8 protein-coding genes and 1 pseudogene are annotated in these 8,247 nt (G+C 67.2%); 1 reads left to right on the plus strand and 8 read right to left on the minus strand.

Annotated elements, in window-relative coordinates; translation table 11 throughout:
- From AC3IFE_RS16620 to AC3IFE_RS16645, 6 genes and pseudogenes are all read right to left on the minus strand, one after another.
- A partial coding sequence (locus tag AC3IFE_RS16620) for a DEAD/DEAH box helicase (protein ID WP_489191193.1) occupies positions 1–502 on the minus strand: 502 nt, incomplete at its 3' end.
- A gap of 83 nt (positions 503–585) precedes the next feature.
- A complete protein-coding gene (locus tag AC3IFE_RS16625) occupies positions 586–783 on the minus strand; it encodes a hypothetical protein (protein ID WP_006483193.1) in 198 nt (65 codons plus the stop codon).
- A 275-nt stretch (positions 784–1,058) separates the two neighbouring features.
- Positions 1,059–2,702 (minus strand): malate dehydrogenase (quinone), encoded by a 1,644-nt coding sequence (mqo, locus tag AC3IFE_RS16630; protein ID WP_489191188.1) that lies wholly within the window; start codon positions 2,700–2,702, stop codon positions 1,059–1,061.
- 550 nt (positions 2,703–3,252) lie between these two features.
- Positions 3,253–3,558 (minus strand): hypothetical protein, encoded by a 306-nt coding sequence (locus AC3IFE_RS16635; RefSeq protein WP_179233461.1) that lies wholly within the window; start codon positions 3,556–3,558, stop codon positions 3,253–3,255.
- Positions 3,559–3,635: 77 nt separating this feature from the next.
- Positions 3,636–3,743: pseudogene (locus AC3IFE_RS16640) on the minus strand (Lrp/AsnC family transcriptional regulator); the annotation flags it as partial.
- A 154-nt stretch (positions 3,744–3,897) separates the two neighbouring features.
- Positions 3,898–4,767 carry a mechanosensitive ion channel family protein gene (locus AC3IFE_RS16645; protein ID WP_489191189.1) on the minus strand — a complete coding sequence of 290 codons (870 nt, stop codon included), beginning with the start codon at positions 4,765–4,767 and terminating at the stop codon, positions 3,898–3,900.
- A gap of 280 nt (positions 4,768–5,047) precedes the next feature.
- Between AC3IFE_RS16645 and AC3IFE_RS16650 the strand changes: the two genes are divergently transcribed.
- Positions 5,048–6,418 carry a M23 family metallopeptidase gene (locus tag AC3IFE_RS16650; RefSeq protein ID WP_489191190.1) on the plus strand — a complete coding sequence of 457 codons (1,371 nt, stop codon included), beginning with the start codon at positions 5,048–5,050 and terminating at the stop codon, positions 6,416–6,418.
- 90 nt (positions 6,419–6,508) lie between these two features.
- Here AC3IFE_RS16650 and AC3IFE_RS16655 read toward each other — a convergent pair whose 3' ends face one another.
- Both AC3IFE_RS16655 and AC3IFE_RS16660 read right to left on the minus strand, forming a co-directional pair.
- Positions 6,509–7,243, minus strand: a complete 735-nt coding sequence (locus AC3IFE_RS16655; RefSeq protein ID WP_489191191.1) for a fucose-binding lectin II — start codon at positions 7,241–7,243, stop codon at positions 6,509–6,511.
- A gap of 158 nt (positions 7,244–7,401) precedes the next feature.
- Positions 7,402–8,220 (minus strand): fucose-binding lectin II, encoded by an 819-nt coding sequence (locus AC3IFE_RS16660; protein ID WP_489191192.1) that lies wholly within the window; start codon positions 8,218–8,220, stop codon positions 7,402–7,404.
- Between the last annotated feature and the right edge of the window lie 27 nt (positions 8,221–8,247).

Consider the following 8,247-nt stretch of genomic DNA (forward strand, 5'->3'; position numbering starts at 1 on the left):
TCGCGATGCCGTCCGGATAGGTCGCGGAGAACAGCAGTGTCTGGCGCGTCGTCGGGCACATCCGCGCGACTTTCGCGATGTCGTCGAAGAAGCCCATGTCGAGCATCCGGTCGGCTTCGTCGAGCACCAGTGTATTCAGCGCGTCGAGCTTCAGATTGCCGCGATCGAGGTGATCCATGATGCGGCCCGGCGTGCCGACGACGATGTGCGCGCCGTGCTCGAGGCTTTGCGCCTGCGGACGCATCGGCGTGCCGCCGCACAGCGTCAGCACCTTCACGTTCTCCTCGGCGCGCGCGAGGCGGCGCACTTCCTGCGCGACCTGGTCGGCGAGCTCGCGCGTCGGGCACAGGATCATCGCCTGCACGTCGAAACGGCGCGTATCGAGGCGCGCGAGCAGCGCGAGCGAGAACGCGGCGGTCTTGCCGCTGCCCGTCTTCGCCTGCGCGATCAGGTCCTGACCGGCGAGCGCGACCGGCAGGCTCGCGGCCTGGATCGGCGTCATGTCGACATAGCCGAGCTGCGCGAGGTTCGCGAGCGTGGCGGGCGTCAGCGGTAGCGCGCTGAACGGCGTGGCGGTCGGTTGGGTCAAGACAGGTCTCCGAGGTAGGGGCGGCCTTCCATCTGCTCGTAGACGACGTTGCCTTCGTCGTCCTCGAAGCGTTCGAGATAGTTGCGGGCGCCGCACAGCGGGCAGCGGAACAGCAGCCCCTGGCCTTCGTCCTTGATGACGACGTCGGACTGCTCCCACTGCGTGCCGCAGCTCTGGTTTCGGCAGGTAAACACGGTCTTTCTCCAGCTGAATTCGGTTGATGGCGCGCCCGGGCGGGCGCGGCCACGGCGGGCGGCGCTCGCGCGGCTCGGGCGCGGGCCGCACCGGCGGTGGCTCGGGTTGTATCGATGCGGATGATGGATCGGGCGGCGACGGGGTCGCGCGTGCCGCAATTCTAGCGGAAGCCGGTGCCTCCGCCCGGCGCGCGCCACGAAAAACGGCCGCCCCGGAGGGCGGCCGTGTCGGGCGGCGCAACCTGCCGCGCGGGTGCCGCGCGGTGTCGGGCGCGTTACAGCGCCATGTCGGCCGACGCCTTCGCCGGGCGGGCGGGCGCGGCGCCGGTAGCCTGCGACGGCATGCCGAGGTCGATCTTCGGCGGCGGCGACAGTTGCAGCACGTCGCTCGTATACGTCCATTCCTCGACGACCTTCGCCGGGCTGTCGTTCAGCTTGGTGCCGTAGCTCGGCACGATCTGGCGGAGCTTCTGCTGCCACTCGGGCGTCGCGACCTTGTCCTTGAACACCTTCTTCATCAGGTTCAGCATGATTGGCGCGGCGGTCGACGCACCCGGCGACGCGCCGAGCAGGCCCGCGATGCTGCCGTCCTGCGACGCGACGATCTCGGTGCCGAGCTTGAGCACGCCGCCCTTGACCGGGTCGCGCTTGATGATCTGCACGCGCTGGCCGGCTTGCCACAGGCGCCAGTCTTCCTTCTTCGCGTTCGGGAAGTATTCCTTCAGCGCGTTGAAGCGGTCGTCGTCGGACAGCATCAGTTGGCCGGCGAGGTACTGCACCAGCGGGAATTCGTCGACACCCACGCGCATCATCGGCGCGACGTTGTGCAGGTTGGTGCTCTTCGCGAGGTCGAAGTACGAGCCGTTCTTCAGGAACTTGGTCGAGAACGTCGCGAACGGCCCGAACAGGATGATCTTCTTGCCGTCGATGATCCGCGTGTCGAGGTGCGGCACCGACATCGGCGGCGAGCCGACCGACGCCTTGCCGTAGGCCTTCGCGAGGTGCTGCTTCACGACCTCGGGGTTGTCGGTCACGAGGAACGAGCCGCCGACCGGGAACGCGCCGTAGTCCTTCGCTTCGGGAATGCCCGACGCTTGCAGCAGGTGCAGCGCACCGCCGCCCGCGCCGATGAACACGAACTTCGCGTCGACCGATTGCGGCGGTTCGTCGGAATGCAGCTTGACCCACGACACGTGCCACGTGCCGTCGGCGTTGCGCGTGATCTCGCGCACTTCGCTCGACAGCGACAGCGTGAAGTTCGGCTGCGTCTTCAGGTAGCCGACGAACTGGCGCGTGATCTCGCCGAAGTTCACGTCGGTGCCGATCGGCGTCCACGTCGCGGCCACTTTCTGGTTGCGGTCGCGACCTTCCATCATCAGCGGCACCCACTTCTTGATCTGGTCGTAGTCTTCCGAATACTGCATCCCGCGGAACAGCGGGCTCGCCTGCAGCGCTTCGTAGCGCTTCTTCAGGAAGCGGACGTTGTCGTCGCCCCAGACGAAGCTCATGTGCGGCGTCGAGTTGATGAACGCGTGCGGGTTCTTCAGCACGCCTTGCTTGACCTGCCACGCCCAGAACTGGCGCGAGATCTGGAACGACTCGTTGATCTCGATCGCCTTCGAGATGTCGACCTTGCCGTCCGCCTTCTCTGGCGTGTAGTTCAGTTCGGCGAGCGCCGAGTGGCCGGTGCCGGCGTTGTTCCAGCCGTTCGAGCTTTCCAGCGCGACGCCGTCGAGGCGCTCGACCATCGTCATCGACCAGTCGGGCTGGAGTTCGTGCAGCCACACGCCGAGCGTCGAGCTCATGATGCCGCCGCCCACCAGCAGGACGTCGACCTTCTTCGGGTCGGCGGCGTGCGCGGACGATGTCGCGACGCACAGCGCGAGCGCCGACAGTATTACCCGTAACGTTTTGATCACAGCAGATCCCTTTTTCAACTTGGAAGCATCGGTTTGCCATGCCGCCCGGCGTGCGGTTCCGTTGTGCCGAAACACGGGTCCGGAGATCCGGATCACGAATCCGGAATTCCGGATCGGCGATGCGCGTCGTTGCATTTGCGCACGTGAAGCCATTCGGAAGGACACCTTCGGATCGGCTCCCGCGAGCAGGCTAGCGCCTGCGTCGCGACGGTGCGTCACGCGCCGGGGCCCTGACGGCAAGCCCGAGCGGACGGCGCTTCCGGCTGCGTTGAAAGAGGCCGCGCGCGACGCGTTTTGCGGGGGCGGGTTGGCAAGGGGCGCGTAATATAACCGAACTCGGACAACGTGTCGCAGACGACGAATATCCCCGTTTTCGTGGGGTTTTTTGTGCGTCCGGGTTTCCGGAATGACGGTGCGCGACGCGGGGAAAATCGATCGGGGTCGGCGGGGTGGGATGCGTGCGATTCGCATGCCATGCACCAGACCGGAACCTCATCGGATCGCGGCGTTGCACCGCGATCCGTTCACAGTTACATCAGTTCATCTCACTTCACTTCGTTCCGCCGTTCGCGCAGAACTGCTCATAAGCCTGCGCCGAATTCGCAAAGCCCTGCGCCTTCGCGAGTTCCCACGGACGCTCGCATTGTTGCGTCCGCGCGCACCACGCGTAGCCGGCCGAGCCGATGCAGCCGTGCGCGTCGCGATCGCCGCCGACCAGCGGCGGGGCCGCCTGCGCGGCGGTATCGGGCCGCGCGGACGCGTTGGCCGGCGCGGACGATTGCGCCGCACAGGCGCTCAATGCGAACACGCAAGCCATCGCGGCGGCAAACGATGCGGCGGGAGAGTAACGTTTCATCGGGTAGCGCTCCATGGGATGACGATCGACAGCGGATGCCCGTGCGCGGGCGCTTGAAAGCATGAGCGATCATGCGTCGGCACCGGCACGCGCGACGAGAACTTCACCTCGCGCAACGCGAGGCTCGACTGGATCGACGACACGCCAGCCGGATTCGTCAGCACGCGCTCGAGGAAACCGGCGAAGGTGCCGGCCACAGTCTATCGCGGCGTGATCGGCGAAACGCGCTTCGCGCCGCAGGGCGAGCTGAGGCACGGCGCGATCTCGGTGTTCACGTACAGGAGCGGCCGGAAGGTGGGTGCTGGACGTCGTCAGGATGCAACGCCGTGCGCCGCTGCCTTACGAAACCCGCACGCGTGCATCGCCGGTGCGACGCTCCGCGTCGTGCACGATGTGCAATTCCCGTGTGCGGATCGGCAGCGCGCAGTCCGCCTCGGCGAGCGCCTTGCGTACCTGGCGCGCGAGGCGCCAGCGCATCGCCCAGAACGTGTCGGTATGCGTCCACACGCGCATGTTCGCGACGGCCGTGCTGTCGTCGAAGCGCATCACCATCACGTCCGGCGCGGGGTCCTGCAGCACGTCGGGATCGGCCGCGGCCAGCGCACGCAGCGCGTCGAGCGCGCGATCGATGTCGTCGTGCACGGACACTTCCACTTCGAGATCGAGGCGGCGCGTCGGGTTGCGCGTGTAGTTGCGGATCGAGCTGCCCCACAGCGCGCTGTTCGGCACGTACTCGCAGATGCCGTCCGGCTTGGTGAGACGCGTCATGAAGAGCCCGACCTCGTCGACGGTGCCCGCGACGCCCGAGCCGCCGTCGATGTAGTCGCCCACCTTGAACGGCCGCAGCAGCAGAAGCATGATGCCGGCCGCGATGTTCTGCATCGTGCCCTGCAGCGCGAGCCCGATGGCGAGGCCGGCCGCGCCGAGCACCGCGACTATGCTCGCGGTTTCGATGCCGAGCTGCGACAGCGCGCCGACGATCGCGACGATGCGGATGCCCCACACCGCGACGTCGCAGAGGATCGGCCGCAGCGTGTCGTCGACGCGCTCCTTGTTCGAGAGCAGCCGGTTCAACCAGTTGCCGACGCGTTTCGACAGCCACCAGCCGGCGACGAGCAGCGCCAGGCCGGCGGACAGCTTGAGGGAGAGGGCGGACAACGCGTTCCACAGGAACGTCCAGCGTTCCGGATGAAGATGATCGAGAAACATGACGGGATTCCGGTTTTGAACACACAGTGCTCGGCGCGTGTCGCGCGCCGGCAGCCCTCGACTGTACACGGCAGCGCGGGTTCGGCGCGAATGCGTGGCGTCACGACTGCGTTGTTTTAGTACGAGTATTAAGCTGCCTTTCAAGAAAATAAGACAAGTCCTATTTGGCCGTTTCGACCGCGCCGATACACTTGCTTTCGAGTAGCCGGATCGCGCCGATCGTTCCTCCGCGAAGCCTGGTTTTTTCCCGATTTTTCAATGAATAGCGAGTGACGACGTCATGCGGTCAGACCTGCGTTTACGTGTCGCACGCGAGCAAGGTCGACCCGCACCTCGCGGCGATCACCGTTTCCCGATTGGCCGTGCATTACTGCGCGGCATCGTCGCGGCGGCCTGCGTGGCCGGCGCACAGGGCGCGGCAGCGCAGGCGTTTCACGACGCCGCGCCGGTCGCGCCCGCGACGGCGGAAACCACCGACCTTGACGACGTGCCTTTCTTCAATTCCGCGCGTACGACGTGGGGCGGCCTGCGTGCATCGTCCGCGCCGCTCGACGTCGCGTACGTGTCGCACGCGTTGAACGTGTCGACCGGCATCGGGCGCGGCGATCCGGTGGCGCGCTTCGGCGCCTGCGTCGCGTATCGCGTGCTGTGCGAGACCGCGCGCGACGCGGTCGAACGCGGTTATGCGTCGCGGTTTCATTACGGGCTGGCGTCGGTGCTGCCGGCGACGGGCGTGCAGTCGGCGTGGGCGCGAGGCGCGGTCGATCTGGCATCCGCCGAGCCGTTCACGCTCGCGCAGCCGGATCGCGGCACGCGGGCCGGCGCGATCGTCGACAGCCTGCACGCGTCGCTGGCGCGCGCGGATCTGCCGGCCGGCGTCGCCGCGCAGGTCGTCCGCGTGCTGGCCGGGCGCGTCGATCCGACGCAGCACGGCGCGCGGGGCGATACGTTCCGCGTGGCATTCGAGCCCGACCACGACGCAGCGCGGCCGGGCCGCGTACGCGTGACGGCGCTCGACGTCCGCTTTCGCGGGCAGAGTGTCGCGGCCGTGTGGTTCGCGCCGCAGGCCGGCTCGCCGGGTGCCTATTACGAACTCGACGGCATGCCGCTCGCCGGCGCGCGCTTCGCGATGCCGGTCGCCGCGACGCGCATCAGCTCGCAATTCGGCACGCGCGTGCATCCGGTGAGCGGGGCGCGTCACGTGCATTCGGGCGTCGATCTCGCGGCGCCTGCCGGCCGCGCCGTTCATGCGTCGGAGCGCGGCGTCGTGACGTTCATCGGCACCGAGCCGCGCGGCTACGGCAAGTACGTGGTGATTCGCCATGACGGCGGTTACGCGTCGTACTACGCGCACCTGTCGGCGTTCGAGCCGACGTTGCGAACCGGCGCGCGCGTCATGCGCGGTCAACGCGTCGGCGCGGTCGGCAGCACGGGCACGGCGACCGGCCCGCATCTGCATTTCGAGGTTCGTCGGCATGCCCGCCTCGTCGATCCGATCGAACTCGTGCATGCAGCCAAAGCGGCGCAGCTGAAGGGCGCGCAGCGCGTGGCGTTCAACCGCGTGGCGCGTGACGCACACACGCAACTGGCGTCGGCCGCGTTCGCGCAGCCGGTGGCGATGTCGACGGCTGCCGGGCCGCAGGCGGGGTGATCGGTGCGAGCCTGCGCTCGCAGAGGGCCGAAGCACACCGGCCAGTCGCCCCGCGGGGGGGGGGGGCCACGACCGTCAGGCGCCTGCGGTTCAACCCAGCGGCCAGTTCAGGATCGCGATGCCGTCGTTGTAGTCGCCGTCGCCGCCATCTTCCGATCCGACCAGCCCGAAGTAGGTCTTCTTGAAGATGTCGACCTGACGTGAGCCGATCTTCGACGGCTTGCCGTTCGCCGTCACGACCACACGCACCTTGCCCTTGCCGGAGTTCACGATCTGCGTGTTCAGGTTCGCGTCCTGCGTGCCGGCGCCCTGGAACATCGCGGCCGGCTTCGGATTGTCGTCGACGAAGACCTCGATCGTCTGCTGCGCGGACGAATTGACCAGCGCGGTCACGCCGAAGGCGATGTTCGGCGGCAGGTTGAAGACGCCGTCGCGTTCGCCGCCGCCGGTCGGCACGGGCTCCGGCTGCACGGGTTGCGGCGTCGCTTGCGAGAAGTAATTGACCACCGCGCCGACGCCGAACTTCGCCGCGGCGCCGGGCAACACGCCCGGCGCGCCGGCCCACGTCACCGTGCACGCGACGACCTGGCCGGTCGCATCGGTTTTCACCTTGTTCTGCCAGCTGCCGACGTCGAAGCTGTACGGGATCGTCGCGATATCGACGAACACGTCGTACTGCGGCAGTTTATCGACGAGCTGCGCGGTCATGAACTGACGCATCCGGTCGAGCACCGCCTGATCTCCATTGGCCTGCACGGCAGTGGCGTCGTTGCCCGCGAGTTGCAGCAGCGCGTACAGATCGTCGTGGGTAAAAGGTTGTGACATGTCGTCCTCGTCTTGATGGAAAGTCTCGCGCCGCGCGGCCGGTGAACCGATTTCCCCGGGCCGCGCACGGCGCTGAGCGTGGAACTGCAAATGACTGCTCGAACGATTCGCAATGCAGGGTAGGCATAGCCATTGCGATGTTTCGCCACCGCCGCCGTTCAGCCGAGCGGCCAGTTCAGGAACACGATGCCGTCGTTGTAGTCGTCGTCGGCGCCATCTTCCGACCCGACGATCCCGAAATAAGACTTCTTGAAAATGTCGACCTGCCGCGAGCCGAGCCGCGACGGCCTGCCGTTCGCCATCACGATCACGCGCACCCGTCCCTTGCCCGAGTCGAGCACCTTCGTGCCGAGGTTCTGGTCCTGCACGCCGGTGCCCTTGAACGTCGCGGCGGGTTTCGGGTCGTCGTCGATGTAGATGTCGATCGTCTGGTCGTTCGCCGCGTGGGCGAGTGCGGTGACGCCGAACTTGATGTTCGGTGGCAGGTTGAACGTGCCGTCGCGTTCGCCGCCGCCGATGTTGCCCGATCCGTCGCCACCGGTTTCGGCGCCCGGATTGCCGCCGCCTTGCGACGGCGATGGCGTGGCCGCTTCCCCGATCGCGGACAGGCTCGCGTACGAATCGATATGCATCGCACTGCCGCGCACGCTTTTCCACTGGCCCTTCACGAACGTGACGCCGCTGCCGGCGTCGATCGTCGCGACGAGCGTGAACGGCATGCGTCCGGTGCTTTCGGGCACCTTCGACGAATAGGTGAAGCAGCCGTCCGCGACGACGCCCTTGTCGGTCGCGATCGCGAAATAGATGCCCGGGAAGTTGTTGCCGGTCGCGTAAGGTGTCGGCACGTTGAGGATGACCTGCAATTTCCCGTCGCGAATCCCGGCCTTCGCGATGTCGATGTACAGGCCCGGGATATCGACGTAACGCTCCGACGTCGCGACGGGCGCGCTGACGATCGAAGCGGAAAGGAGCGGCATGGATGTCTCCTGTAATGAGGCGGTTTT

Source organism: Burkholderia sp. APQ4-4ca, assembly GCF_057837105.1.

What these genes read in the sequence shown, in the direction of transcription:
- AC3IFE_RS16635 (WP_179233461.1), bottom strand. Translation starts at nt 3,558, where the DNA reads ATGAAACGTTACTCTCCCGCCGCATCGTTTGCCGCCGCGATGGCTTGC.
- AC3IFE_RS16645 (WP_489191189.1), bottom strand. Translation starts at nt 4,767, where the DNA reads ATGTTTCTCGATCATCTTCATCCGGAACGCTGGACGTTCCTGTGGAAC.
- AC3IFE_RS16650 (WP_489191190.1), top strand. Translation starts at nt 5,048, where the DNA reads ATGCGGTCAGACCTGCGTTTACGTGTCGCACGCGAGCAAGGTCGACCC.
- AC3IFE_RS16655 (WP_489191191.1), bottom strand. Translation starts at nt 7,243, where the DNA reads ATGTCACAACCTTTTACCCACGACGATCTGTACGCGCTGCTGCAACTC.
- AC3IFE_RS16660 (WP_489191192.1), bottom strand. Translation starts at nt 8,220, where the DNA reads ATGCCGCTCCTTTCCGCTTCGATCGTCAGCGCGCCCGTCGCGACGTCG.